27 protein-coding genes are annotated in these 22,981 nt (G+C 61.3%); 19 read left to right on the top strand and 8 right to left on the bottom strand.

Features of this window, described 5'->3' with window-relative positions; translation table 11 throughout:
• The first annotated feature begins 174 nt into the window (after positions 1-174).
• The 7 genes from RX329_RS29740 (at position 175) to RX329_RS29710 (ending at position 4,538) form a co-directional block, all read left to right on the top strand.
• Positions 175-408, top strand: a complete 234-nt coding sequence (locus RX329_RS29740) for a hypothetical protein (RefSeq protein WP_026233600.1) — start codon at positions 175-177, stop codon at positions 406-408.
• A 16-nt stretch (positions 409-424) separates the two neighbouring features.
• On the top strand, positions 425-1,333 hold the full coding sequence (locus RX329_RS29735; RefSeq protein ID WP_018458514.1) for a DUF1259 domain-containing protein: 909 nt from the start codon (positions 425-427) through the stop codon (positions 1,331-1,333).
• Between the two features lie 153 nt (positions 1,334-1,486).
• Entirely contained in the window at positions 1,487-1,798 is a 312-nt protein-coding gene (locus tag RX329_RS29730) for a conotoxin (RefSeq protein ID WP_240543400.1), read from the top strand.
• Positions 1,799-2,201: 403 nt separating this feature from the next.
• Positions 2,202-2,336 (top strand): hypothetical protein, encoded by a 135-nt coding sequence (locus RX329_RS29725; RefSeq protein ID WP_274535550.1) that lies wholly within the window; start codon positions 2,202-2,204, stop codon positions 2,334-2,336.
• Positions 2,337-2,426: 90 nt separating this feature from the next.
• On the top strand, positions 2,427-3,176 hold the full coding sequence (locus tag RX329_RS29720) for a sulfite exporter TauE/SafE family protein (protein ID WP_018458517.1): 750 nt from the start codon (positions 2,427-2,429) through the stop codon (positions 3,174-3,176).
• Between the two features lie 238 nt (positions 3,177-3,414).
• On the top strand, positions 3,415-4,008 hold the full coding sequence (locus tag RX329_RS29715) for a hypothetical protein (protein ID WP_039800453.1): 594 nt from the start codon (positions 3,415-3,417) through the stop codon (positions 4,006-4,008).
• A 29-nt stretch (positions 4,009-4,037) separates the two neighbouring features.
• Positions 4,038-4,538, top strand: coding sequence for a GlcG/HbpS family heme-binding protein (locus tag RX329_RS29710; RefSeq protein ID WP_026233603.1), 501 nt, complete (start codon positions 4,038-4,040; stop codon positions 4,536-4,538).
• A gap of 113 nt (positions 4,539-4,651) precedes the next feature.
• Here the strand turns inward: RX329_RS29710 and RX329_RS29705 are convergent, their stop codons facing one another.
• Positions 4,652-4,912 carry a DUF1127 domain-containing protein gene (locus RX329_RS29705; protein ID WP_085362380.1) on the bottom strand — a complete coding sequence of 87 codons (261 nt, stop codon included), beginning with the start codon at positions 4,910-4,912 and terminating at the stop codon, positions 4,652-4,654.
• 407 nt (positions 4,913-5,319) lie between these two features.
• Here RX329_RS29705 and RX329_RS29700 point away from each other — a divergent pair, with 407 nt between their 5' ends.
• From RX329_RS29700 to RX329_RS29690, 3 genes are all read left to right on the top strand, one after another.
• Entirely contained in the window at positions 5,320-7,281 is a 1,962-nt protein-coding gene (locus RX329_RS29700) for a PAS domain S-box protein (protein WP_317244744.1), read from the top strand.
• Positions 7,282-7,516: 235 nt separating this feature from the next.
• The gene (locus RX329_RS29695; RefSeq protein ID WP_085352289.1) at positions 7,517-7,705 is read left to right on the top strand and encodes a hypothetical protein; all 189 of its coding nucleotides are present in this window, start codon (positions 7,517-7,519) and stop codon (positions 7,703-7,705) included.
• Positions 7,706-7,969: 264 nt separating this feature from the next.
• Positions 7,970-8,365 carry a response regulator gene (locus RX329_RS29690; RefSeq protein ID WP_085352290.1) on the top strand — a complete coding sequence of 132 codons (396 nt, stop codon included), beginning with the start codon at positions 7,970-7,972 and terminating at the stop codon, positions 8,363-8,365.
• Positions 8,366-8,400: 35 nt separating this feature from the next.
• Here RX329_RS29690 and RX329_RS29685 read toward each other — a convergent pair whose 3' ends face one another.
• The 3 genes from RX329_RS29685 to RX329_RS29675 form a co-directional block, all read right to left on the bottom strand.
• Positions 8,401-8,595 carry a hypothetical protein gene (locus RX329_RS29685; RefSeq protein WP_026233604.1) on the bottom strand — a complete coding sequence of 65 codons (195 nt, stop codon included), beginning with the start codon at positions 8,593-8,595 and terminating at the stop codon, positions 8,401-8,403.
• 659 nt (positions 8,596-9,254) lie between these two features.
• Complete coding sequence (gene rnk, locus RX329_RS29680; RefSeq protein ID WP_143273371.1) at positions 9,255-9,668, bottom strand: nucleoside diphosphate kinase regulator; 414 nt, start codon at positions 9,666-9,668, stop codon at positions 9,255-9,257.
• 9 nt (positions 9,669-9,677) lie between these two features.
• Entirely contained in the window at positions 9,678-10,169 is a 492-nt protein-coding gene (locus RX329_RS29675; protein ID WP_085362382.1) for a GreA/GreB family elongation factor, read from the bottom strand.
• A 478-nt stretch (positions 10,170-10,647) separates the two neighbouring features.
• Between RX329_RS29675 and RX329_RS29670 the strand changes: the two genes are divergently transcribed.
• The 9 genes from RX329_RS29670 to RX329_RS29630 all read left to right on the top strand — a co-directional run bounded on the left by RX329_RS29670 (position 10,648) and on the right by RX329_RS29630 (position 18,660).
• The gene (locus tag RX329_RS29670; RefSeq protein WP_158091577.1) at positions 10,648-10,803 is read left to right on the top strand and encodes a hypothetical protein; all 156 of its coding nucleotides are present in this window, start codon (positions 10,648-10,650) and stop codon (positions 10,801-10,803) included.
• 163 nt (positions 10,804-10,966) lie between these two features.
• Positions 10,967-13,888: a monovalent cation/H+ antiporter subunit A gene (locus RX329_RS29665; RefSeq protein WP_085362383.1), complete on the top strand. Its 2,922-nt coding sequence runs from the start codon at positions 10,967-10,969 to the stop codon at positions 13,886-13,888.
• The gene (locus RX329_RS29660; RefSeq protein WP_018458528.1) at positions 13,888-14,229 is read left to right on the top strand and encodes a Na+/H+ antiporter subunit C; all 342 of its coding nucleotides are present in this window, start codon (positions 13,888-13,890) and stop codon (positions 14,227-14,229) included. Before RX329_RS29665 ends, RX329_RS29660 begins: the two co-directional genes overlap by 1 nt.
• Positions 14,226-15,857, top strand: a complete 1,632-nt coding sequence (locus RX329_RS29655; RefSeq protein WP_198957672.1) for a monovalent cation/H+ antiporter subunit D — start codon at positions 14,226-14,228, stop codon at positions 15,855-15,857. Before RX329_RS29660 ends, RX329_RS29655 begins: the two co-directional genes overlap by 4 nt.
• Positions 15,854-16,342 carry a Na+/H+ antiporter subunit E gene (locus RX329_RS29650; protein WP_085362384.1) on the top strand — a complete coding sequence of 163 codons (489 nt, stop codon included), beginning with the start codon at positions 15,854-15,856 and terminating at the stop codon, positions 16,340-16,342. Before RX329_RS29655 ends, RX329_RS29650 begins: the two co-directional genes overlap by 4 nt.
• Positions 16,339-16,620 carry a K+/H+ antiporter subunit F gene (locus RX329_RS29645; RefSeq protein ID WP_018458531.1) on the top strand — a complete coding sequence of 94 codons (282 nt, stop codon included), beginning with the start codon at positions 16,339-16,341 and terminating at the stop codon, positions 16,618-16,620. Before RX329_RS29650 ends, RX329_RS29645 begins: the two co-directional genes overlap by 4 nt.
• Positions 16,617-16,967 (top strand): monovalent cation/H(+) antiporter subunit G, encoded by a 351-nt coding sequence (gene mnhG, locus RX329_RS29640; RefSeq protein ID WP_018458532.1) that lies wholly within the window; start codon positions 16,617-16,619, stop codon positions 16,965-16,967. The genes RX329_RS29645 and mnhG overlap by 4 nt, the downstream gene beginning before the upstream one ends.
• A gap of 408 nt (positions 16,968-17,375) precedes the next feature.
• The gene (locus RX329_RS29635) at positions 17,376-17,504 is read left to right on the top strand and encodes a hypothetical protein (protein ID WP_018458533.1); all 129 of its coding nucleotides are present in this window, start codon (positions 17,376-17,378) and stop codon (positions 17,502-17,504) included.
• A 253-nt stretch (positions 17,505-17,757) separates the two neighbouring features.
• Positions 17,758-18,660 (top strand): universal stress protein, encoded by a 903-nt coding sequence (locus RX329_RS29630; RefSeq protein ID WP_085362385.1) that lies wholly within the window; start codon positions 17,758-17,760, stop codon positions 18,658-18,660.
• Positions 18,661-18,741: 81 nt separating this feature from the next.
• On the opposite strand, the gene RX329_RS29625 is transcribed toward RX329_RS29630, so the two are convergent.
• From RX329_RS29625 to RX329_RS29610, 4 genes are all read right to left on the bottom strand, one after another.
• Entirely contained in the window at positions 18,742-18,918 is a 177-nt protein-coding gene (locus tag RX329_RS29625; protein WP_162847298.1) for a hypothetical protein, read from the bottom strand.
• A 424-nt stretch (positions 18,919-19,342) separates the two neighbouring features.
• Entirely contained in the window at positions 19,343-19,927 is a 585-nt protein-coding gene (locus RX329_RS29620; protein WP_085362386.1) for a DUF1254 domain-containing protein, read from the bottom strand.
• Positions 19,924-20,502 carry a DUF1214 domain-containing protein gene (locus RX329_RS29615; RefSeq protein ID WP_007593444.1) on the bottom strand — a complete coding sequence of 193 codons (579 nt, stop codon included), beginning with the start codon at positions 20,500-20,502 and terminating at the stop codon, positions 19,924-19,926. The genes RX329_RS29620 and RX329_RS29615 overlap by 4 nt, the downstream gene beginning before the upstream one ends.
• Positions 20,503-20,510: 8 nt before the next feature.
• Positions 20,511-22,799, bottom strand: coding sequence for a transglycosylase domain-containing protein (locus RX329_RS29610; RefSeq protein WP_085352296.1), 2,289 nt, complete (start codon positions 22,797-22,799; stop codon positions 20,511-20,513).
• Between the last annotated feature and the right edge of the window lie 182 nt (positions 22,800-22,981).

The following is a 22,981-nucleotide window of genomic DNA, read 5'->3' as shown; positions in this document are numbered from 1 at the left end:
CATACTTTCCTCGATTGCATCCAGCAGACTGGCTCGATTTCTCGGCACGGCGTCCGCGCCGGTCGCATCGCTGTGCGCATTGATGCCGCGGCCTGTTGCGCCGTGTTGGCACCGAGTAGGGGAAGATCGCGAAACGGACTTCACTTGGGGCAGGACAAGACCAGGAGAATGATCATGCGAACACGAGCAATCTTCCGCACGGTCCTGTTGCTTGCGATCGCGGGCGTGCTGTCGAGCGCGCACGCTCTGACACAGGAGGAGTTGGTCGCCAAGATCCAGGCGGCCGGCTACGCGCAAGTCAGCGATATCAAGTCGACGGCTGAAGGCGTCACCGCCAAGGCGGTGAAGAACGGCAAGGCGGTGACGCTGGTCGTCGACAGCAGTGGTCGGGTTAAAGAGCGAAACTAAGCCGAGGAGTAGCACGATGAAAAGAATCATCTGGGCCGTGGTCGGCATTGGCGTCTGCCTTCTTGCATTTCGCTTCGGCCCCTTCATCCCGGCATATGCCCAGGATGCCGACTGGCAGAAGGTGGACGAGACCCTGGGCCGCAAGCCCGCCGTCTCGGACGACGTCCGCCGTTTCGGCTTTCCCCGCACCGATCTCTCCGTGACATTGGACGGCGTCGCGATCAAGCCGGCGCTGGCGCTCGGTGGCTGGATCGCGTTCAAGCCTGCGCATGGCGGCGCCATGGTCATGGGCGATCTTGTGCTGCTCGAAACCGAGATCAATCCGGTGATGGCGAAGATGATCGCGAGCGGGCTCGAGATCACCGCCGTGCACAATCATCTGCTGCGTGCGAGCCCGGCGACGTTCTACATGCACGTCGCCGGACATGGCGACCCGGTCAAGCTGGCCGCGGCGATCCATGATGCCCTGGCCGAAAGCAAGACCCCGCTGACGGTCACGGCGCCGGCGAATCCGCCGCCCGCCATCGACCTCGACACGGCGAAGCTCGACCAGATCATCGGCGTCAAGGGGCAGGCGAACGGCGGCGTCTACCAGTTCAACGTGAAGCGGCGCGACCCCATCACGGAGGACGGCATGCTGTTGACGCCCGTCGCCGCCATGGGTGTCGCAATCGCCATCAACTTCCAGCCGACGGGCGCGGGTAGGGCGGCCATCACGGGCGACTTCGTGCTGACCAGCGACGAAGTGAACCAGGTCATCCTCGCGCTTCGGACGCACGGCATCGAGGTGACCGCGCTGCACAGCCACATGCTGGACGAACAGCCTCGGCTCTTCTTCATGCACTTCTGGGCCAACGACGATGCCGTCAAGCTTGCCGAAGGCCTCCGCGCGGCGCTCGACAAGACGGCGAGCACGAAGAGCTGATGCGAGGCGGGAGCTGCGCGCGAAGAGGTTCGGTGAAATGCGAGCCGGCCAAATTCACGCGCAAGTATCGCATTGCAGCACTGAAACGGCTCCGACCGTTCCGAACCCAAGCTTGTATCGGTCGTTACCGTTCTACGAACGGAGGAGGTAGGCATGCGTGTCCTAGTGATCACCGCGGCAGTATTACTGTCTTGTACGCTCAGTCCCTCACGCGCCGACGAGACGGCTCCTGCACGTCAGGCGCAGGCGACCGTTCCGGTGCAGCCGGATCGAACTCCCGAGCAAGCTGAACAGGCCCGAGACCAAGACAGGAAGAACGCCGAAGACGTTAAGATCGAACGTGATTGGAAGGCGCAAGGCGGCACCGATGGCGATCGCGCCGGCCGAGCCAATCAATCGGATCAGGATCATCAAACGGTGGGACGTGATTGGCGGGCCCGGCCAGACAACGCCGAGCGTCGTTGAGACAAAATCGAATCCTCTGCGGTCCAAGCCGACAGCGACATATATGGGTGACACGATCACGAGCACCAGCAGGTGACGAGAAGCTTGGTCGGATCCGCGCCGTCTAGTGGTTAGAAACAAAGCTTCGACGGCATTGACAAATTCGACCGGCGCGTAATATTTGCCTCACGGGGAAGCGATCTCCCCGCGAGGCGACATGCCCAAGAATCGCGTCCCGGTTTCGACAAGGACGCTGCATGTCTTCCGTTTTCCGATCCCCTCTCCAAGCCGCTTTATCCGTCTCGCGCCCGCCAGGGCCTCGCTGTCGGCGGTGGGATCACCGTGCCGACGGACTCTGCCGGGCGGGCAGCGATCGTGAACCATCCAACTCGAAATTCATCCGTGATCTCAACGGAGGACTGCCATGACCTACGTCATGAAGCCGCTGTCGTGCGACCCGAGTCGAATCCGCGGCATGTCGGACGAAGTCCATTATCGCTTCGTCTACGACCAGGACGGCACGCTTGGAAGCTATTCGATGGGCGAGAGAAGCATCTGACATAACAACTGACGATTCGGGGATACCGAGACCTCCCCGTGAGATGGAGTCCCATCCAAGCGCTCGCCACCTCGATCCGGGGACGATCATATGGACGCACTTGGCTTCGCTATCTTTGCTCTTGCCGCCCTTGCCGGTGGCTTCGTCAGCGGCTTCTCTGGCTTCGCGATGGGCCTGGTCGTCTCTGGTGTCTGGCTGCACATCATCACGCCGATCCAGACCGCCACTTTGATCGCGGGGTACGGTCTGCTCACCCAAGGCTACGGCATTTATAGGCTGCGACATGTCCTGGATCTGCGCAAGGCATGGCCTCTCGCGCTTGGAACAGTCATCGGCATTCCGATTGGCGTTGAAATTCTCGTCTATCTCAATCCCCTCTATCTGAGGTTCGGAGTCGGTGTGTTGTTGATGATTTACTCCATTTACGGCTTGGCGCGCCCTGTGTTCGCGCCCATGAGAATCGGCACCGGAGCAGACATCGCAATAGGCATCTCGAATGGGATGCTTGGCGGGTTGACGGGGCTCGGCGGCGTGATCTCCACGATATCGTGCCAATGGCGCGGTTGGCCGAAGGATTTGCAGCGGGCCGTGTTTCAGCCGGTGCTGTTCATCGCCTTCGTGGTCATCTCCTTGTCCCAGGCAGCGGCCGGCTCCATTACCAGGGAAACACTGGTGCTGTACGCGTTGGGCGTTCCCTTCATGGTCGCCGGCCTTTGGTCCGGCTTCAAGATGTTCGGGACCATCCAGGACGAGACCTTTCGCAAGGCTGTGTTGGCACTGTTGCTGTTGGCGGGGCTCTCGCTGGTCGTCTCGACCCTCCCTTTTTCCGCTGATCGATAAGGGCATCATGCTATTGAAGCGACTGGGCGTCATCGCCATCCCGAACGGACTGAACAGCGATTTCGATCACGCCGCGTTCGATCCGAAGACGCGCCGCGTCTTCACGGGGGCCTCCTCGCATTCTCCGATGAGTGATGAGTGCAGATCGAGCGCGGCAGGCCGCGCGCGAATTCAATCTTCTGCATGGGCCAGGGTTGCGCTGCCATCCATGCTGGCTTTGTTGATGGGAGGAAATGCCATGGCCGAGACCCTGAATTTCGACAGCGCTGCTGTCGGAACTTCGCCCGACGGGTGGACTTTGACGATGACCGGCAAGGGACAGCCGAAATGGACCGTCGAGGCCGAGGCTACGGCGCCAAGCAAGCCGAACGTTCTCAAGCAATCCGGACGGGCGACGTTTCCCCTCGCCATCAAGCGCGATACGTCCATCCGTGACGGCTTCGTCGAGGTGAAATTCAAGGCCGTTGCCGGCTCCGAGGATCGCGCCGCGGGAGTCATTTGGCGTGCGAAGGATGCCGACAATTACTACGTGGTCCGGGCTAACGCGCTGGAGGACAATGTCGTTCTCTACAAGACGATCAATGGCGTTCGAATGTCGCTCGAGATCGTGGGTCGCAGAGGCGGCTATGGCGTCAGCGCGCCGGTGTCGTCCGGGCAATGGCACCTGCTGCGCTGCGACTTTGCAGGAAGTCGGTTCAAGGTGAGCTATGACGGAAAGCAATTGTTCGAGGTGGAAGACGCCACCATTCCGGACGCGGGCATGATCGGCCTGTGGACCAAGGCAGATAGCGTGACCCTGTTCGATGATCTGACATATGGTGAGAGCAAATAGGCCTTTGGTCACCTATGCCGGAGATTGCCATGAACGTTCGATGCCTGTCGGTCGCGACGGCCCTGCTGATTGCGTCCATCTGCCCAGTACGGGCGGAGGAAGGTCTGGTCGCCTACAAATCGCTCGGTCCAGAACTGGCGCTCGATCTTGCGCGCGCTGCGTTGGCGAACTGCCGCACCCGTGGATACCAGGTTGCAGTTGCCGTCGTCGATCGCTTCGGCGTCACGCAAGTGATGTTGCGCGATCGCTTTGCAGGCCCTCACACGCCCTCGACGGCAGCAGGCAAGGCGTGGACAGCAGCCTCGTTCAAGACCAGCACGACCGAGCTCAATGCGATCAGCCAGCCGGGGATGATGCAGGCGGGCATTCGCAACCTTCCCGGAGCGGTCGTCATTGCCGGAGGACTGATCGTTGAAGCCGGCGGCTCCCTGGTCGGAGCGGTCGGCGTGTCCGGCGCGCCGGGCGGTGACGCGGACGAAGCGTGCGCGAAAGCCGGAATTGATGCCATACGCGACAAGCTGGACTTCTGAGAAGACGTCAAGATCGCGGTCAAAAAGTCCTTCGGCCTTTCACGAGCCTGGCGGCCGTCTGATCCACAGGGACAAGCAGACGCGCCGCCTTCGCACGCGCAGGTGTGGGGCGCTCACCGACAGAAATCGACAATATCCGATTTGTCGCGCCAACCTGAGAAGTAACACCGTCGAGCTTCCCCAACGATTGTTCTCGACAAGCCGATGTCCGCGAGAAGCCGGTCATCCAGTTCGAGAAGCTCGTCGTATTGGCAGCGCCGTGTGATGCCGTCCAGCAGCGCGAGCGTGAGTTTCCAGAACCATGCAGGGCTTGGAGAAGGAACGAAGGCTGCGCTGGATGTGCCGATTGAGCCAGTGGTGCTGTCGCAAGACATGTTTCACCTCCATAATGGAGCGAAACAACGCTTGGCTCGAAAGCTGGTCGGGCGGTTGTGTTTGACCCGATGGCTTTTTCTATCATGCTCGTCTCTGCCGCACAAGCGATCCGCTGATATGGAAGCTGGAGGCGTCGCTGGAGTGCCGGTCATGCCGAAAGGGACGTTCGGCGCCGCCCGTCCCTGGATCAAGCTGACCGCAACGCGGAGCATCACACCCTGCAAATGAGTGTATCCGACCGAGGAGCACTGATCGGAGCGCCGCCTGATGGTTGAGATCCTCGCTCCCTCACTGGTACAACTGAGATCCAGATCCCGACAGAGGCATGCAACGCACGAAGCAGCACCACGGAACAATAAAAAGACTTAACGGTTAAACGGTTTCCCCCGACACCGGAGTCGACCATTTGCAAGCCCATCAGTCAAAACTTGACGGGATCGACGATACTGCGCGCCTTCAACTGCTCATTGACGCAATCGTTGATTACGCCATCTACATGATCGACCTCGACGGCACAGTCCGCAGCTGGAACTCCGGTGCCCAGCGGTTGAAGGGCTACTCGCCCGACGAAATCATCGGCAAGTCGTTCGCATCCTTCTATACGCCAGATGATCGCGCCAATGGGCTTCCAGAGCGCGCCTTGAGCGTCGCAGCACGAGAAGGCCGCTTCAGTGCCGAAGGATGGAGAGTCCGCAAGGACGGAAGCCGTTTCTGGGCATCGGTCATCATCGATGCCGTCCGCAATCAAGCCGGCGAAGTGATCGGCTTCGCCAAGGTCACGCGAGATGTTACCGAACGTCAGGAAGCCCATGAAGAGCTTCTCAATAGTGAGCGGCGCTATCGCCAGCTAATCGAGGCCGTGGTCGATTACGCGATCTTTCAGCTCGACCCACTGGGCAACGTGACAACCTGGAATCCCGGAGCAGAGCGGATCAAGGGCTACGCGCCGCCGGAGATCATCGGTCAGCATTTTAGCGCTTTTTACACGCCCGAAGACATCGAACTCGGTGTGCCCAAGCGTGCGCTTTCAGAGGCGGCGGAGCATGGTCGCTTCGAGGCGGAAGGCTGGCGCCTGCGAAAAGACGGCTCCCGCTTCTGGGCATCCGTCATCATCGATCGCATCACGGACGAGGCCGGAAACATTGTCGGGTTCGCCAAAGTCACGCGCGACGTTACGGACCGGAAGCGCGCCGAGGACGAGCTCAAGTACGTTCAGGAGCAACTCGCCGCATCCCAAAAGCTGGAAGCGGTGGGGCAACTCAGCGGTGGCATCGCGCACGACTTCAACAATCTGCTCATGATCGTCCTTGGCAATCTCGAAACAGCTGAGCGGCACGCCAAGGCGCCCGGAGCCAATCTGAACCGGGCGCTCGCAAACGCGAAGCGCGGCGCACAGAGAGCCGCGGCGTTAACCAGTCGCTTGTTGGCATTTTCGCGCCGACAAGCGCTCGATCCCAAGCCAATCAACGTAAACAACTACGTCAATGGCCTGCAGGAATTCCTTCAGCGCACGCTCGGAGAGCGCATCGAAGTCCAGACCGTCGGAAGTGCGGGTCTTTGGGAAATCGAAGCCGACGCCAATCATCTGGAGTCAGCCATCGTCAACCTGACAATCAACGCTCGTGACGCCATGCCCGACGGCGGAAAGCTGACTTTGGAAGCAGCCAACATCTCCGCCGACGATGATTACTGCCGGCTCAATCCTGAACTGGCGCCCGGTCAGTACGTCGCCATTTGCGTGACTGACACCGGAGGCGGAATGTCGCGGGACGTTCTCAGTCACGCTTTTGAGCCCTTCTTTACGACAAAGGAGCCGGGCCACGGCACCGGCCTTGGCCTGAGCCAGGTCTACGGCTTCGTCAAGCAATCCGGAGGCCACGCAAAAATCTACAGCGAGGTGGGGCAGGGCACCACCATCAAGATGTACTTTCCGCGCTTCTCCGGAAGCACACGGCCCGAAGAAATCGCACCTGAGGAAATTGCCGAGGGTGAGCTATCCGAGACCGTTCTCGTCGTCGAGGACGATGAGGATCTGCGCGTCTATATTTCTGACGTCCTGCGGGATCTCAACTATCGCGTCCTCTCGGCCCGCAGCGCTCAGGCCGCTCTGACCATTCTCCTGCAAGACGATTCGAAGGTGGACCTTCTTCTCACTGACGTGGTCATGCCGGGGATCAATGGTCGCGAGCTCGGCAGGCGCGCGCATCAAATTAGACCGGGACTGAAGATCCTGTACATGACGGGCTATTCGCGTAATGCCGTGGTCCATCAGGGAAGGCTTGATGAAGGTGTCAACCTGCTGGAGAAGCCAATCTCGCAAGCAAAACTGGCGCTGAAGGTGCGAGAGATTCTGGATCAGTTTGAATGACCAGGGTCTGACCAGCGGTACTATCCTGACCGCTGGCCGGCGGCGGCCACCGTAGCACCGTCCGTTCTCTGGGCCTTAGCCGTTATCCCTTCCCTGACTGCCTGGTGCCTCAACGGGCACCAGGATTCCCATACTGCGCTCATCCTGAGGGAGTGGATCGGTAGCCGGACTTCCCCGCTTGACCTTTTTTCGCGCCGTGAGATTTTTAAGGGTCCGAAAAAAGCCGGGGGCGGCGATGAAACTGTTGAACGAATACCTGGAGCGTGCCGTCAGTCTGGAGAAATTGGCGGCGGGCGAGCAGGATTCGACCTTCAAAACTCAGCTGTTGAACCAGGCGGCGGCTTACAGAAAGCTGGCGGCAAAGCGCGCCTTGGAATACGGACTGCCGCCACCAAGCCCGCCAGAAGACCCGCCGCAGCCCTGAGAGAGTTAAAAGATCGATCTGGATCAGGGCCGCCTGCGGCCGTGCGGCTGGTCAGCAAGGGCGACGAGGCCCGGTGGCGCATCCTCCAAGAGTATGTCGCGGGCTTTCGCGAATTGATCGGGAAGTTGCGCAAGAAGCTGCACTCCTGAAGTCGAGCTGACATCCGTTGGGCGGGGGACCCTTGCTCCCTGTGTTCAAAATGGAACATAACTCTTTATCGCGAGTTCCTTCCCGATCGCACAGCGGGGTGCGCAGGGGGCCAGCATGCAAGGGACGGGAGTTACTATCCTCGTCGTCGAAGACGAACAGCTTATCCGCGACATGGTGGCCGACGCATTGTCAGATGGCGGCTTTGAAGCCGAAGTCGCCGTCAGCGGGGAGGATGCAGTTAGTCTTCTGCAGGGCAACCAAACCAAGTATCGCGCACTCGTTACCGATATAAATTTGTTCGGAAAGCTCGATGGCTGGCAAGTCGGCCATCGCGCCAGGGAGCTAAATCCGGACATCTCTGTGATTTACATGACAGGCGCGGCGGCCGATCAATGGCCCGCCCACGGCGTGCCCAACAGCATCTTGCTGACCAAGCCATTTGCACCTGCGCAAATCGTGACCGCCGTAGCTCAACTTCTGAATACCGGAACTCCGCCCGCTCAGTCCTGAGGGGAGTGGACGAAGCCTTCTCCGACCGAGGCAGCTTAGTTCTTCGTCAAGGGCTTGGGCGGCTCTTCGGCCATGGCCTCGACATCAATGGCAGGAAGCTCGCCAGTGCGGTCTTTCAGGTCTGCCGCACGCTGGACCAAGCCAGCAGCGACCGTGGGATTTTTTGTTGTTTTTGCCATGCGCAGCAATGCCGCTGCGGCCTCACGGGCGAACTGATTTAAGCGCGACACGGTTGGACATCCGACACTTAGCTGACGTGGAATGATTCAAGGGTCGAATATTCGTTCCGAATTCGGCTTAAAAATGCGCGCACGACACAAGAAGGGCTTCAGCTCGGGGCTGGGCCAGCTGAGGTCCTTCGTGTGTCGGCACCACGTTATTTGAGGTGCGGTTGCGAATGATGCCCAACCAAAGAAGTGGTTCTTGGTTCCCGTTATCAGCCCAAATTTCGAAAAAAAACGGGCCCCAGCTCGCGGGGCTATTGGGGGGCATGGAGCTGGGGCCACTCGGGGTCGCCCTTGGGGAAGGGCATCGGGAAAACTTGGCAATCGCAGGAATGTTCCTGTCCTTTTCCAAAGAGCGAGTGTGTAGATCAACCGCACGGCCGCGACTTGAGACGTCCTCGTGAACGACTTTTACGACCCCTGAGCCCCGGTCCTCTGGGGGGGGCACACCGCGTTGCAAACTCACTATGATGGATCGAAGCCGCGCAGAGTCGTTGGGCGACCAGTCCTGCAATAGTGAGAGGCGCGGTGATCCACAGCGCTACGAAACCAAGGCGTGTGCGCTGTCGAATTCATACGAAGGGCCAGATCCGGGCGCGACGTCCTCGGGACTACGCGCCCACATCGCAAGACGGCGATGCTCGGTCTGACTTAACGTACGCGCCTTATTCGGACACAGCGAGAACGGTCAGGCCCCTGGTGCGCTTGTGGGGCGTCTCGAAGTCGATCCGCTGTCCCGGCGATAGGCCGATCAAGGCCGCTCCAACAGGCGTCAGGACCGAGATCCGACTGAGCTCGATGTTTGCCTCATGCGGATAGACCAGCACGATCTCTCGGCTCGCACCCGTCTCGTCATCGCGATAGGTCACTTTCGATCCCATCCTGATCACGCCTCGCAAGTTGTTCTCGTCCGTCACCGTGGCACGTTCCATCTCTCGAGCCAGAAAATGGGCCACTCGCGGAAACAGATCCATGCTCGAATTGGCCAAGGAACTGAGGCGCCGTGATTCGTCCTCAGTAATCTTGATCGGCGGCAACGCCGGCTGTTCTCGCCGGCTCTCAGCTTCGAAATTGCGCATTGGTCGCTCCTATGCTGCAGTTGGTCCGGGGTCGTCATCGAATGGGTTGCCTGACCGCGTCGGCCCTCTCCGGAAGAATGGGACGACCTTTGAATCCGATGGGGTCAGGCTTTGGACCCTGACGACATTCAGACATCCGGCGACGAAGTACGGCATCTGATCGCCGAGCCGCAGTCCGATCAAAGCTGTACCCAGCGGGGTCAACACCGAAATGCAGGCGGGATCCGACCAGCACTCCTCAGGCCAGACCAGTTGCACGGTGCGACGCGGAGCGCCCCAATTCGTGCAATGGGTGACCCATGATCCGATCGTCACGAAAGGACGGACGTTGTCCGTTTCGTCCGCGACGATATCGGCGCGGTTGATTTCGCCCATGAGGAATATCCCGTCCAAATCTCCTTTTTGGACGGCGAGCCGGGCGAGCTGTTCGAGCCGCGGATAGTCTGATGAGGTCAGTGCAATTTTTGGAAGAGGCAGCACGGCGCACTCCTTCTGCTTCAAGACGACCTCTCGAGTGGAGGTCACGAAAGCTGGAAAAGAGCCCGGACGGCGCGAACACCGCCCGGCTAACCGCCTGCTTGGAGGCGGCCGGCGTGAAGAGCAAAACGCGCGGTGCGCGCATCAATGTCGATGACATAAGCCATGATGCTCTGACTATAGTGGTTCATTTCCCTGGAAACATTGCGACGAAACCGCACAGCACCTGTGCACGCGAAATATCGAGAGGAGACAAGGAGCGTCATTGAAGTGAGACATCGAACAAGCACGCGGGTCTACCCAGCTGCGCAAGAACGTGCGTCGAAGATTACACCGCGTGGGATGGACAGGCTGACGTTGCTGCAGGCGATCGCTCTTGTCGCACCGGTAGGCCCCGGGCGGCGGTTTGACGTGAATGTGAGCCGTAGTTCTACAGAACCATTATTATAGTCGGCATCGATCGCTTGCACCTGGCGATGGAACACTGAACGGGCGCCATGACATGCGATACCGCTCCGAGGTCAGCCCAGCTGAGGACACCGAGCCGGTCGAGATGAGTGGCTGGCGGGGGATCGCGCTCTGCGGATTCTGTGCGTTGCTGGGCGCTCTCGCCGCCGTCGTTGCCGCCGCGACTGGCACCCTTCCACACTGGATCTGAACCGCTCAATCGCGGAGCCAGTGTCCGCCGGAATGGCGGTTTCCGGCCAAACCATCACAATGGCGCTAAAATCTAGCAGTGGAGATATCGATCCGCCTCGGCTAAGCAATTGAGGATCAGCGAAAGCATCTCTCCACCTCGCAGCCTGGGGCAATGAACGCAAATGTTCCTGCTTGCCGTTCTCGTCCTTCCTTTCGCAGGAAGCTTTATTGCGGCGCTCTTGCGGGTCAATGCACGCAACGCTGAGGCATGGCTCGCTGGAGCGGTCGCACTTACAGCTTTTTGCCTCATCGGTGCGGCTTATCCGAACGTGACGAATGGCGGCGTTGTCGGGTGGCGAACGGACTGGGTCGCTGAACTTGGACTCGCATTTGTGCTGAGGCTTGACGGGTTCGCATGGGCCTTCGCCATGCTGATCACCGGCATCGGTTTTCTGGTGGTGCTGTATGCCCGGTACTACATGTCACCCAGTGATCCCGTTCCGCGGTTCTTCTCCCTGCTGCTCGCCTTCATGGGAGCAATGCTGGGAATCGTGCTCTCCGGCAACCTGCTCCAACTGGTTTTTTTCTGGGAGCTGACCAGTCTCTTTTCATTCCTGCTGATCAGTTACTGGCACCACAACGCGGCGGCGAGAGACGGCGCGCGGATGGCGCTGGTGATCACGTCGACGGGTGGGCTTTGCCTCTTCGCCGGCGTGCTGCTCATCGGGCACATCGTCGGCAGCTATGACCTGGAGCAGGTGCTGGCTTCCGGAAACGCGATCCGTTCGCACGCGCTTTATGTCCCCGCACTCGTTCTAATCCTTCTCGGCGCTCTCACAAAAAGCGCCCAGTTCCCGTTTCATTTCTGGCTGCCGCACGCGATGGCCGCTCCAACTCCCGTTTCAGCTTATCTCCATTCGGCAACAATGGTGAAGGCCGGAGTGTTCCTTCTAGTGCGGCTCTGGCCGGCAATGGGTGGAACGAATGAATGGCTGTGGCTGGTGGGCTCGATCGGCCTGATCACGTTTTTTCTGGGCGCCTTTCTCGCCGTGTTCCAGCAGGATCTGAAGGGGCTATTGGCCTACTCGACGATCAGCCATCTCGGACTGATCACGCTTTTGACCGGACTCGATACCCCATTCGGACAGATCGCGGCGATTTTCCATATCATGAACCACGCGACCTTTAAGGCATCGCTGTTCATGGCGGCCGGCATCATCGATCACGAAACCGGCACGCGCGACATCCGCCGCCTTAGCGGGCTGTGGGCCTTCATGCCGATTACGGCGACGCTGGCCATGGTGGCTGCCGCGGCAATGGCGGGAGTGCCGCTGCTGAATGGTTTTCTGTCGAAGGAAATGTTTTTTGCCGAGACGATCGAGGTCCATGACAATTCCCTCGTCGATCAGGCGCTGCCGTACATCGTCACTCTCGCCAGCACGTTCACGGTTGCCTATTCGCTGCGCTTCATTCGCGACGTGTTCTTCGGCCCGGCTCCAACCGGCTTGCCACGCGTTCCACATGAGCCGCCCCTGTTGATGCGACTTCCGGCCGAACTGCTCGTGCTGGCATGCCTCATCGTCGGTGTCGCGCCGGCTCTCACAGTGGCGCCGATCCTCGATACGGCTGCTCGGGCGGTTCTCGGCTCCGCGATGCCGGAGTACAGCCTTCGTCTCTGGCACGGAATTACGCCTGAACTTCTGATGAGCATCGTAGCGATGGCCGGTGGGTTGGGCGTCTACGTCATGCTGCGCTCCTACCTGCTCGCGCATGAGGGACCGCCCTTGCTCGGTCGCATCAATGGCAAGCGGATCTTTGACTGGGTGTTGGTGACATTGTCCTGGCGGCTTGCACGATGGCTCGCCACCAATCTCGGCACGAGGCGTCTCCAACCACAATTGAGACTGTTGGCTGGCGTGGCGTTCGTCGCTGCCCTGCTGCCCCTCTACGCCAGCGGCCTTTCGCTGACGGGACCGTCAGGGAGGGAATTCGACCTCGTCTTTGGACTACTCTGGGTGGTGGGCGTTGGCTGCGCGGTGGGGGCCGCGGTCCAGGCCAAATTTCATCGGGTGGTGGCGCTGATACTGCTCGGGACCGCGGGTCTCGTCACCTGCGTCAGCTTCGTCTGGTTATCCGCTCCCGATGTCGCGCTGACGCAGATCGTCGTTGAGACGGTTACGACGGTTCTCCTGTTGCTCGGCTTGCGGTGGTTGCCGAAACGCATTGCGCGACCAGGCCCGGCCGAGGCGCCCGACAGCATTCGCTGGCACCGCGTTCGCGACTTCTCCATCGCGCTCCTCGCCGGGCTCGGTTTGGCCACCCTTGCGCTGGCGGCCATGCAGCTCCCGGACAATCACAGCATTTCGCGATACTTCGTGGAAAACGCCTACACGAAGGGGGGCGGAACCAACGTGGTGAACGTCATCCTGGTGGATTTTCGCGGATTCGATACGCTCGGCGAGATCACCGTGCTTGCGGTCGTCGCACTGACCGTCTTCGCGCTTTTGCGCCGTTTCCGTCCGGCCCCCGAAAGCATTCCCGTTCCCGAACAGCAGCATGTCCAGGATGCCCACGACGAGGCTCATCCCGATCGACAGAAGGGCGACACTGCCAAGGACACGCTTGCTACCGCGGCATTGATGATGGGCCTGCTGTTTCCCGTGATCGGCGTCGTGGCCATTTTCCTTCTCTTGCGCGGGCACGACCTTCCGGGCGGGGGCTTCGTCGCCGGCATCGCAATGGCAACAGCGTTCATCCTGCAGTATATGGCTCGCGGCACGGTGTGGGTGGAAGCTCGTCTTCACGTCATGCCGGTGCGTTGGATGGGTTTCGGCCTCTTGCTGGCAGGGTGTGCGGGAGCTGCCGCCTGCGTTTTCGGACACCCCTTCCTGACCTCGTACTTTGCATATGCCGAACTGCCTCTGCTCGGTCGCGTCCCCACGGCCAGCGCTCTTCTTTTCGATATCGGTGTGTTCTCGCTCGTCGTCGGCGCCACGGTTCTGATGCTCATCGCAATCGCGCATCAATCGCTGCGTCGCTATGGCGTGCCGCTCCAGGCGGGGCAACGCGCGCACGATGAGCGAGCGAAAGAGGAGTTGGTGTAATGGAGCTTAGCCTGGCCATCGGCATAGGTGCGCTTACGGCGTCCGGAGTGTGGCTGATCCTCAGGCCGCGCACGTTTCAAGTCATCATCGGGCTTTCGTTGCTCTCTTACGCGGTCAATCTCTTCATTGTGGCCATGGGACGGGTGCGGACGGGAGCGCCGGTGCTGATCGCAAAGGAGATCGGGGATGCAACGAAACATGCTGACCCGCTACCACAGGCGCTCGTACTGACTGCAATCGTCATCAGTTTTGCGACGACCGCGTTGTTCCTTGTCGTTCTCCTCGCGTCGCGCGGCCTGGCGCGCACCGATCACGTCGATGGTCAGGAGCCCGAGGCGTGAGCGGAATTGCAAATCTGGTTGTTGCGCCCATCGTCCTGCCCCTGCTTGCCGGCGCAGGCATGCTGCTCTTGAATGGAGAGCGGCACCGCAACATCGTGGCTGCGGTCAACGTCGCCACAACGGTTGCACTTGTTTGTGTCGCGGTGATCTTGCTCGGAATGTCTGATTCGGGTCATCCCGAAATCAGGGAAGTCTATCGCCTGGGCGATTGGCCTGCTCCGTTCGGAATTGTCCTCGTTCTCGATCGGCTCTCCGCGCTCATGCTGCTCCTGACCAGCATCCTGGCGCTGGCGTCGCTCGTGTTCTCTCTTGCCCGTTGGCACCGGACAGGCGCGCATTTCCATCCGCTCTTTCAGTTTCTGTTGATGGGCCTCAATGGTGCCTTCCTGACCGGCGATCTCTTCAATCTGTTTGTCTTCTTCGAGTTATTGCTGGCCGCTTCGTACGGACTTCTGCTGCATGGGTCCGGTCTCGCACGGGTGAAGGCTGGGTTGCACTACATCGTCGTGAATCTGGTCGCGTCTCTATTGTTCCTGATCGGGGTCAGCCTGATCTATGGCGTCACCGGGACGCTCAATATGGCGGACCTCTCGGCGCGGATACCTGCAATCGCTGCGGAGAGCCGCGGTTTGCTCGAAGCAGGCGCCGGCATGCTGGCCGTGGCCTTCCTGCTCAAGGCCGGCATGTGGCCTCTGTGTTTCTGGCTACCGACGGCCTACGCAGCCGCGAGTCCACCGGTGGCGTCGATCTTTGCGATCATGACCAAGGTCGGCGTATATATCATCCTGCGTCTATCGCTGCTGCTTTTCGGTGAGGGCAGCGGCGCGTCAGCGGGCTTCGGCAGTGACTGGCTGTTGTGGGGCGGGGTGGCGACGATCGCCTTCGGAGCAATCGGCACATTGGCATCCCAGGAGACCGCCCGTCTCGGCGGCTTTTCGGTGCTCGTATCCTCCGGAACCGTGCTGGCAGCCACGGGGACCGGGCAAGTCAGTGTCACCGGTGGAGCACTGTTTTACCTGGTCAGCTCGACTCTCGGCATCAGCGCGTTCTTCCTTCTGGCCGAACTCATCGAGCGCGGCCGCGAACCGGGAGCTGACGTGATCGCCGTCACGCGAGAAGCTTACGGAGAAGACGACGGTGCGGACGATACCGAAGAGGAAGTCGGCATGGCCATTGTGGGCACGATGGGATTGCTCGGCGTCGCCTTTATCGGATGCGCACTGGTCATCGCCGGGCTTCCGCCGCTGTCGGGGTTCATAGCCAAATTCGCGCTGCTTACGGCGGCGCTTCAACCTTCAGACATGCATCCGGGTGGTGCCGTTCCCGGCAGTGGATGGGCGCTCCTGTTGGCGCTCCTCATATCCAGTTTTGCGGCGTTGGTCGCGCTGACCCGAGCAGGTATCCGCTCCTTCTGGGCCTCGCCAGATCGCACCGTGCCGCGTGTGCGCCTGATCGAAATGGCGCCCATCATGTTCCTGTTGATCATTTGCGCCACCCAGACAGTGCTCGCCGGTCCGGTGATGCGTTTCATGCAGGCAACGGCGCAATCGCTGCACGCGCCGGCGGGCTACGTCAGCGACGTCCTGGAGATCAGGGTCCAAGGCAGCCGAAAGGCGGGTGGCGAATGACGCGATTCCTACCCTTTCCGCGGGTGAGCTTCTGTCTTCTCGCATTGTGGCTGCTGCTCAATCAAGCAGTCACGGTCGGACATGTCCTCCTCGGTTGTGTGATCGCGCTCGTCGGCGGGCAGATCCTCACCGTGCTGGAGCTGCCAAGCACACACGTCAGGCGACCCGGCGTCCTTCTTCGCCTGTTGGGATGGGTAGCGATTGATATCATCCGCTCTAACTTGGCGGTTGGCCGGATCATTCTCGGCTTTGGGCGCCGGCAGCGAAAATCCGGGTTCGTGAACATTCCGCTCGACATGCGCAATCCCTACGGACTGGCCATGTTGGCTTGCATCATCACCTCGACGCCCGGAACGCTGTGGGTGAATTTCGATGCACAGAAGGGCTTGTTGATGATCCATGTTCTCGACCTGGTCGATGAAGCCGAGTGGATCCGCACGATCAAGCAGCGCTACGAACGCCATCTGCTGGAGATATTCGAATGAGCCAGCTCTTGCTGATCTACGCGCTTGTCGCCGCACAGGTACTTCTGGTGTTGGCTATCGGCTGTGGCGCGGCTCGCATCTTTCGGGGGCCGCGAGCACAGGATCGCGTTCTGGGTTTCGACACGCTGTCCGTGAACGCGATGTTATTGCTTCTGACGTTCGGGATTCGATCCGGCGAAACGCTCTATTTCGAGGCGGCTCTGGCCATGGCCCTCTTCGGTTTTGTTGGTACGGTTGCGCTAGCGAAGTTTCTGCTGCGCGGCGAGGTGATGGAATGAACGGCATCGAACACCTGCCGCCCTGGGCTGCTGCTCTCACGGCATTTCTCCTTCTTGTCGGCGCCGCCGCCACACTGGTCGGTTCGCTGGGCCTTTTGCGGTTCGGCACATTCTACGAGCGGGTCCACGCGCCGACGCTCGGGACAACGCTGGGCACCGTATTCATTGCAGCTGCTTCAATCGTTTGCTTTTCGGTACTTCAGAGCAGGCCCGTGCTGCACGAAATCCTGATCATCGGGCTTGGCGTGGTAACCACGCCTATTGCGCTGACCGTATTGGTGGGCGCAGCGCGATTTCGCGATACCGCCGAAAAGAGTGCGCAAGTTCGCGGACCAGAGGGCAATTAGCGCGAGACGCGCGATTTTTTGGTTCCTTGACCGGCCAGTCGGTCAATCCAGGCTAAATGTCGCATTTGATTTCCTGCATCGCATGCCCACCTCTAAGTACATGATGCATGACGCTGAGTAGTAGGCGAGTTCGCCGAAGTCTTTGCATGTTGGCCGCCTGATCGGAGGCAATCAGCCCCGAACTCAGTCCATGCCGCGTTCGCGAGGGCTGGAAGCTCGGTGCCCGGCAGAGCGAGCAATGCACATGCCGCTGGCAAGCGAGCCGCACCGCAAACAGAGGCAGTGATGACTACAACGCTACGACGCCGGATTTATAGGACCCAGCTGCAGATCCGCCGGTAACCCGGACGATTCAGATCGTCCGGGATGGTACCTCAACATTTCTGCAACCAAAGCCGGGAGTTTCTCATGTCGGTGTTCTTCGCGCTGCTCGTCCTGACCTCATGGGTCATGTTCATCTGGATTTCAGATCCCGATGGCTTCCGCGAGGCATTCGCTCGCCGCCGAGCGCCAATTCCTCACGATCCTAAAAGGTGACGTTGGGAGGTTCACCTCCGTCACCGCGTACAACAGTTGCTTATGAGCGAGAAAGATATCGTGCGCCGCATGTTCGCGGGGCGCGATGCTTGGTTGCTTCTCGGCTCCAGATCGTCGGTCCAGGCCAAACCGGACGAACGAAGCTGGCACGCAACAGCGTCATAGGCCCTCCGCAAGGCAACCGAATTGCCGCGCTGGTCGAGCTTGGCAGGCCATCGGGCCGGCGGCCGTTCGCAATTGTAAGGATTCTGACATGAATATCGTCGCTGCGACAGATTTCTCGACGCGGTCCAATCGCGCTTTGCGGCAGGCCGGCCTCCTGGCGCGCTCCCCTGATGCAACTCTGCACCTTGTTCATGTCGTCGACGAGGATCAGCCAGCCGAGCTGATCCGCATCGAAGAGCGTGAGGCACAGCGGGTGCTGGTTGAGCAGATCGCATCCATGCCGGAGCTGCAAAACGTTCAGTGCTACCCGATCGTGGTCAAGGGCCATCCCTTTGACGGGATATTGCGAGCGGCTGCAGCAGCCGACGCGGATCTCGTTGTAATGGGAGCCCATCGTAAGCAGTTTCTGCGCGACATCTTCACAGGCACCACAATCGAGCGTGTAATTCGCGGAGGAAGGTATCCGGTTCTGATGGTGAACAACGAGGCGCAGCGGCGCTATGAACGCGCTCTGGTGCCGGTCGATATGTCGGATACATCCGCCGATGCAATCCGCGTGGGGCTGTCCACCGGACTCTTGACAGAGGGCGCAACAACGATCCTTCACGCCTTCTCGCCGATGACGAAAGCGCGATTGGTCCGATCCGGTGCGAGCGCGGCCGTCATCAGCGGATATGTCGATAGCGAGCGTCTGAAGGCAACGGAGGAGCTGACGAAGTTTCTGGTGGCGAACAAGCTCGGCACGCAACGATGGTCTCTCCAGGTCGGCGAGGGCGGGCCCATGCAGGTCATCACCCGTGCGGTTTCGGAGAGGCAGCCTGACATGCTGGTGATGGGGACGCACGGGCGATCTGGATTGGTTCGGGCGTTGATCGGGAGCGTAACGGAAGAAGTCCTGCGTTCGTTGAGTGTGGACGTTCTCGTTGTTCCTCCCGCCGGCTCTGAACGCACAATGTCAAATCCGCTGATCGGCACCGACCCGAAGGCGTGACGCGTACCGCGGCTCATCGCTCGCCGGCGAACCCTTCTTTCCGCGAGACCACGGCTCCCGCTCTGTCGGCTGATCGATAGACTAGCGGCGCCGTCGTTCGCCGTCGTGCGCAGCCGGCTTTGCTGCTTGTGGTTTAGTTGAGCCCCGCGTGATCTTCAGCGGATCGCTGGCCGGAAAGGTTTGCTGCAATTGCCGGTCCAATTCCTCGTCGAGTTCCCGCTTCTCCCGCTGCTTCGATGTTTCGTCATGCTTTGGCATTGCTCAATCTCCGCGTTTAGCACTTGGTGACCGGCCGTCCGTGACCGGGAACAGTTGACGCCAAACCGAGCGGAATTGAGGATTTGGAATCAGCAAGGATCTTGAAGTAACAGCCCGGTGCTCGGGACATCAGCGTCGCTAGTCCCGCCTGCACGGGGGACAATAGTGTTTCTCGATCATGGCACCTGCGCTCCGGCATGAAAAAACCCGCGCCGGATTGCTCCGCGCGGGTGAACTTTCGATGCTGCCATTCTGCCAGTGTTTTGCCCGACGTGTCAAAGCTGAACAGCACGACGGGCAGGGATGTATCGGTTCGGCAAACGCCTAGTTGTGCAACAAAAATGGCTAATGATTTCAATGCCCCCGCTACTGTGCATGGGGTTGTTTTTCGATTTTTTTGTTTTTGCGCCGCCGAAGCCGCGCCTCAGCGCCGTCCGCGCGGTGCTTCCGCCTTGGCCGGCGGCTCGGTCTGCGGTCCACAGCTCGCGGTCGCAAGCGAAGCCTGCGCCTGCGGCATCAGGCCGGGCTCGGGGGCGAGCGCCTTCAGCACGATCAGGCCGGTGGTGCTGGGGGAATCGATGATCAGGCGGTCGGCGGCGGTGACCTCTTCGTCCTCGGGCAGCTCGTTGTGCTGCGGCTCGGTCATCAGGTCGAGCTCGATCACCTTCTTGCCCGCCGAGCGGTCGTTGATGGCGTAGTAGGCGATCTCGTTGCGAGTGTAGAACGACACCGAGGTATAGGCTTGGCTGACGGGGACCGTCAGCTTGATCGGCCCGTTCGACAGATCGTAGCGGCAGATCGCGAGCGCAAAGGCCGGGTCCATGAACGGCATCGGCGAGGTCTGCGGATCCGCGAGCGGAAGCTGCGTGACCGCGTTGAGCTTGGTCATCGGCGTCAGCCGCGAATAGGCGTCCTGGGTCGCGATCCGCGGCAACGCCAGCACGCTGACGAGATGGACCACGAGGCCCAGCACCACGCCGGCAACGATGGTGAACAACAGCCGGATCATGAGCAGCCCGCCGTCGTGATCGTGGGCATCGGCGCGTCGCGCTGGGTGCGCGTGGCAACGCCGACCGGGGTGTCGTAGAGCCGCAGCATCAGCGCGTAGCGTTCGATGCCGCCGGTCGGCAGCCAGTTGCCGGCGCGCGAGCGCGAGGCGATGCGGATCTCGAACGAGCCGTCGGACTGCCGCACGATCTCCTGGCTGGTGAAGCCGTAGCGCTGCAGCGAATTGGGAACGAGATGACCCTTGCGGTCATAAAGCGTCAGCGTCCAGAACCGTGCCGGCGGTGTCACGCCGGAGACCACGACGTCGCAGCGGCCGTCGAGCACCTTCTTCTTGTCGTCGGCGGTGGCGGTGAAGGCGACGCCGTCGCCGGTGCCGATAGGCAGCTCGCCGTTGCGCACGATGGTGGCGCGCGAATAGGGATCGACGTCGGCGGTGCCGGTGCGCGGACGCGCGGTCCAGGGGCCGATGGTCAGCGCGCCGATCTCGGTGCCGCGCGTCGTCGTCATCCAGGTCGCGCCGACGCCCACCACGGTTGCGAGCAGAAGGGCCGTCAATGTGATCAGGATCAGCCGCACTTGTTCGGTCAGTTCTTGCGCGGGGCGGATGCGTTCGCATTCTCTTCCGCATAGTTCTGCGGGAAGGCGAGCGCGCTCGTGGACGATGCCGGTTTGGCTTGCTTGGGGTCGGTGGCGGCCGCTTTGGCCGCGGTCCTGGCCGCGTCATCCAGCAGCTTCTCGACGCGCACCAAAACGTCGGCGCCGCGCTTGGTCAATACGGGCGGCGGACCGGGCTTGGTCTCCAGCACCTTCGGCGCCGCATTGGCCTGTGCGTTGGTGATCCGCTCGGGCGGCAGCTTCTGGCCCATGCCGATACCGGCGATCTCCCGGACCTCGACGCCCTGATGCGCCGCGAGCATGATGTCGTGCCAGGTCTGCGCCGGCAGCGAGCCGCCGGTCATGCGGTTAGTCGGCGAATAGTCGTCATTGCCGTACCAGACCGCGCAGGTGAAATTGCCGGTGTAGCCGACGAACCAGGCGTCGCGATAGGCATTGGTGGTGCCGGTCTTGCCCGCAGTCGGAATGCCGTCGAGCGCTGCGCGGCGCGCGGTGCCTTCGCTGACGACGTGGCTCATCATGCCAGCCATGTCGGCGGCTACGGAGGCGGGAATCGCCTGGCGCGGCTTCGGCCCGTCGCGGTCCCAGCGCCAGACCGGATCGCCCGCGCCGGTGCGCACTTCCAGCACGGAATGCGGCGTCACTGCCTTGCCGCGGTTGGGGAAGGTCGCATATGCCACCGCGTGCTCGAGCACGGTGACTTCGTCCGAGCCGATCGGCAGCGACGGCGTGTCGGGCAGCGGTGCCTTGAGGCCGAAGCGGCGCGCGACCTCGACGATCTTGGCGCGGCCGATCTTGGCCGGGTTCGGCGCCTTCGGCTGCTCCTTCTGGCCGATCGCGATCGACAGCTTGACGGGTACAACGTTGATCGAGCGCGTGATCGCCTGCGTCAGTGTCACCGCGCCGGAATAGGAATGACCATAGTTCTGCGGGCACCAATTGCCGATGCAGACCGGGCCGTCGACCACGATCGAATTCGGCGTGAAGCCGTTGAGGAGCGCGGTGGTGTAGACGTAAGGCTTGAACGACGAGCCCGGCTGGCGGTAGGCGTCGGTGGCGCGGTTGAACTGGCTGGCGCCGTAGTCGCGGCCGCCGACCATGGCGCGGATGCCGCCGTCGAGATCGGAGACGACGGTCGCGGCCTGCGTCGCGTGATAGTCGCGGCCGAACTGGCGCAGCTGGTTCTCGACCGCGTCTTCGGCCGCCTTCTGCACGTTGGTGTCGATCGCGAGCCGGACCACGAAGACGCGCTCAGTGTAGGATTTCGGGAAGGTGTCGACCAGCTTGCGCATCTCGTCGAAGGCGTAGTCGAGATAATAATTCGGCGACGCCTCGTAGCGGCGGTCGACCGCGAAGGCGGGGTTGCGGCGGGCGCCGAACACCTGGCCCTCGGTCATGAAGCCGGCGTCGACGAGATTGTCGAGAACGACATTGGCGCGGGCGCGGGCGGCGGGCAGGTTGATGTGGGGCGCGTATTTGGTTGGCGCCTTGAACAGGCCGGCGAGCATCGCGGCTTCGGCGAGCGTCACGTCACGTGCCGACTTGTTGAAGTAGAAATGCGCGGCGCCGTCGACGCCGAAGGTGCCGCCGCCCATATAGGCGCGGTCGAGATACAGTTTGAGGATCTCGTTCTTGGTCAGGCGCCATTCCAGCCAGACCGCGAGGAAGGCTTCGTTGACCTTGCGCTCGATGGTGCGCTCGTTGCTCAGGAACAGGTTCTTGGCGAGCTGCTGGGTGATCGAAGAGCCGCCTTGGCGGACGCCGCCGGCCTGGGCGTTGGTGACGAGCGCGCGCGCGGTGCCGGCGATGTCGATGCCGAAATGCTCGTAGAAGCGGCGGTCCTCGGTCGCGAGCGTCGCCTTGATCAGCACGTCCGGAAAATCTTCCAACGGGATCGAATCGTTGTGCTTGATGCCGCGGCTGCCGATCGGGTTGCCGTAGCGGTCGAGGAAGGTCACCGCGAGGTCGGACTTCTTCAGCCAGTCCTCGTCCGCGGTCTCGCGGAAGGCGGGAATGGCGAGGGTCAGCATCACCACCAGGCCGCCGAGGCCGAGGGTCGCGGCCTCCGACAGCGGCTCGATGAACACCCAGCGCTTCCAACGCCCGACATAGAAGCGGTCCATGAAGGTCGAGTAGCGCTCGTAGAGCTCGCGGATGCCCTTGGCCGAGGAGAACAGCGAGGAGTCGATGCGCGCATCGAGGTCCAGGAAGAAATTCCGGATCCGGGCCTTCCAATGCGGTGGTATGATCTGGCGCACCTAGAACCCTTGCGGCTTGGTTCGAAAGCGTTCAAGCACCCGGCCGGGGGCGGCATCGAGACGTCTTGCGGGAGTGTTGCGGCAAACCCAAGGCGCCCGGCCAGCGACGGTGGGGACTTGCTGTTCCTTCTAGCCGAGCAGGGCCTATAAACCAATGGTCACGCTTGCGATTTTGAACAACA

The sequence above is a fragment of the Bradyrhizobium sp. BWC-3-1 genome, assembly GCF_032917965.1.
Taxonomy (GTDB): Bacteria; Pseudomonadota; Alphaproteobacteria; order Rhizobiales; family Xanthobacteraceae; genus Bradyrhizobium; species Bradyrhizobium canariense_D.
The sequence above is the reverse complement of the archived record's forward strand: the minus strand, read 5'-3'. Positions and strand labels throughout refer to the sequence as shown.

Coding starts and splice junctions, on each gene's coding strand:
- RX329_RS29740 (WP_026233600.1), top strand. CDS start 175: ATGCGAACACGAGCAATCTTCCGCACGGTCCTGTTGCTTGCGATCGCG.
- RX329_RS29735 (WP_018458514.1), top strand. CDS start 425: ATGAAAAGAATCATCTGGGCCGTGGTCGGCATTGGCGTCTGCCTTCTT.
- RX329_RS29730 (WP_240543400.1), top strand. CDS start 1,487: ATGCGTGTCCTAGTGATCACCGCGGCAGTATTACTGTCTTGTACGCTC.
- RX329_RS29725 (WP_274535550.1), top strand. CDS start 2,202: ATGACCTACGTCATGAAGCCGCTGTCGTGCGACCCGAGTCGAATCCGC.
- RX329_RS29720 (WP_018458517.1), top strand. CDS start 2,427: ATGGACGCACTTGGCTTCGCTATCTTTGCTCTTGCCGCCCTTGCCGGT.
- RX329_RS29715 (WP_039800453.1), top strand. CDS start 3,415: ATGGCCGAGACCCTGAATTTCGACAGCGCTGCTGTCGGAACTTCGCCC.
- RX329_RS29710 (WP_026233603.1), top strand. CDS start 4,038: ATGAACGTTCGATGCCTGTCGGTCGCGACGGCCCTGCTGATTGCGTCC.
- RX329_RS29705 (WP_085362380.1), bottom strand. CDS start 4,912: ATGTCTTGCGACAGCACCACTGGCTCAATCGGCACATCCAGCGCAGCC.
- RX329_RS29695 (WP_085352289.1), top strand. CDS start 7,517: ATGAAACTGTTGAACGAATACCTGGAGCGTGCCGTCAGTCTGGAGAAA.
- RX329_RS29690 (WP_085352290.1), top strand. CDS start 7,970: ATGCAAGGGACGGGAGTTACTATCCTCGTCGTCGAAGACGAACAGCTT.
- rnk (WP_143273371.1), bottom strand. CDS start 9,668: ATGCGCAATTTCGAAGCTGAGAGCCGGCGAGAACAGCCGGCGTTGCCG.
- RX329_RS29670 (WP_158091577.1), top strand. CDS start 10,648: ATGCGATACCGCTCCGAGGTCAGCCCAGCTGAGGACACCGAGCCGGTC.
- RX329_RS29665 (WP_085362383.1), top strand. CDS start 10,967: ATGTTCCTGCTTGCCGTTCTCGTCCTTCCTTTCGCAGGAAGCTTTATT.
- RX329_RS29660 (WP_018458528.1), top strand. CDS start 13,888: ATGGAGCTTAGCCTGGCCATCGGCATAGGTGCGCTTACGGCGTCCGGA.
- RX329_RS29650 (WP_085362384.1), top strand. CDS start 15,854: ATGACGCGATTCCTACCCTTTCCGCGGGTGAGCTTCTGTCTTCTCGCA.
- RX329_RS29645 (WP_018458531.1), top strand. CDS start 16,339: ATGAGCCAGCTCTTGCTGATCTACGCGCTTGTCGCCGCACAGGTACTT.
- mnhG (WP_018458532.1), top strand. CDS start 16,617: ATGAACGGCATCGAACACCTGCCGCCCTGGGCTGCTGCTCTCACGGCA.
- RX329_RS29635 (WP_018458533.1), top strand. CDS start 17,376: ATGTCGGTGTTCTTCGCGCTGCTCGTCCTGACCTCATGGGTCATGTTC.
- RX329_RS29630 (WP_085362385.1), top strand. CDS start 17,758: ATGAATATCGTCGCTGCGACAGATTTCTCGACGCGGTCCAATCGCGCT.
- RX329_RS29625 (WP_162847298.1), bottom strand. CDS start 18,918: ATGCCAAAGCATGACGAAACATCGAAGCAGCGGGAGAAGCGGGAACTC.
- RX329_RS29620 (WP_085362386.1), bottom strand. CDS start 19,927: ATGATCCGGCTGTTGTTCACCATCGTTGCCGGCGTGGTGCTGGGCCTC.